The 1,489-nt window shown below is 43.9% G+C and carries 1 pseudogene; it reads right to left on the bottom strand.

Annotated features, from left to right (window positions below):
- Window positions 1–1,489, bottom strand: a pseudogene (locus QUB06_RS00110) (ATP-binding cassette domain-containing protein); the annotation flags it as partial.

Genomic DNA, 1,489 nt, shown 5'->3' on the forward strand with positions numbered 1-1,489 from the left:
GAGATTTTCGACAACCGGTTCGGGTTGAGAAGGTTGGCTCGACTTTGGTGTTTCTGAAACTTCGAGATTTTCGACAACCGGTTCGGGTTGAGAAGGTTGGCTCGACTTTGGTGTTTCTGAAACTTCGAGATTTTCGACAATCGGTTCCGGTTGAGAAGGTTGGCTCGACTTTGGTGTTTCTGAAACTTCGAGATTTTCGACAATCGGTTCTGGTTGAGAAGGTTGGCTCGACTCTACTGTTTCTACAATAAGTAGATTTTCGACAACCGGTTCTGGTGGAGAATACTCGATCGACTCTACTGTTTCTACAATAAGTAGATTTTCGACAACCGGTTCTGGTGGAGAATGCTCGATCGACTCTACTGTTTCTACAATAAGTAGATTTTCGACAACCGGTTCTGGTGGAGAATGCTCGATCGACTGTATTGTTTCGACAATGAGCAAATTTTCGACAACCGGTTCTGGTTGAGGATTCTCGATCGACTGTATTGTTTCGACAATGAGCAAATTTTCGACAACCGGTTCTGGTTGAGGATTCTCGATCGACTCTTGCCTTTCTACAGTTTCCAGAAAATCTGCCACTGGTTGCATTTCAGATTCTAAATCGCTTATTTCCTCCGGTGTTTCTGTAATTGGTTCGGATTCGGGTTGAGAATAGTCGATCGACTCTTGCCTTTCAACAATCGGTTCTGGTTGAGGATGTTCGATCGACTCTACTGTGTCTGAAACTTCTAGATTTTCAACAATCGGTTCTGGTTGAGGATGTTCAATCGACTCTACTGTGTCTGAAACTTCTAGATTTTCAACAATCGGTTCTGGTTCACGATGCTCGATCGACTCTACTGTGTCTGAAACTTCTAGATTTTCAACAATCGGTTCTGGTTCACGATGCTCGATCGACTCTTGCCTTTCGACAACTGGTTCGGATTCTGGTTGAGGATGCTCGATCGACTCTACGGTTTGTGAAACTTCTACATTTTCGACTATCGGTTCTGGTTGAGGATGCTCGATCGACTCTACGGTTTCTACAACTTGCAGATTTTCAACAATCGGTTCTGGTTGAGGATGTTCAATCGACTCTACTGTGTCTGAAACTTCTAGATTTTCAACAATCGGTTCTGGTTGAGGATGTTCAATCGACTCTACTGTGTCTGAAACTTCTAGATTTTCGACAATCGGTTCTGGTTGAGGATGCTCGCTCAACTCTACGGTTTCTACAACTGGTTCGGATTCTGGTGGAGAAGGTTCGATCGGGAGTCTCTCACTTTTGTAAAAAACATTTTTTACAAAAGTGAGTATCCTGCTTGCTTGTTGAGATATCTGTAGCGAGTAAGATGATCTGGTTCCTGTGACACCCAAACTGAGATGCTTTCCTTTTATCGGCTGTACGGTTTCTACAACTGGTTCGGATTCTGGTTGAGGATGCTCGATCGACTCTACTGTTTCTGAAACAACGGGCAGATTTTCGACTATCGGTTCTGGTTGAGGA

Source organism: Microcoleus sp. D2_18a_D3, assembly GCF_036702455.1.
Taxonomy (GTDB): Bacteria; Cyanobacteriota; Cyanobacteriia; order Cyanobacteriales; family Microcoleaceae; genus Microcoleus.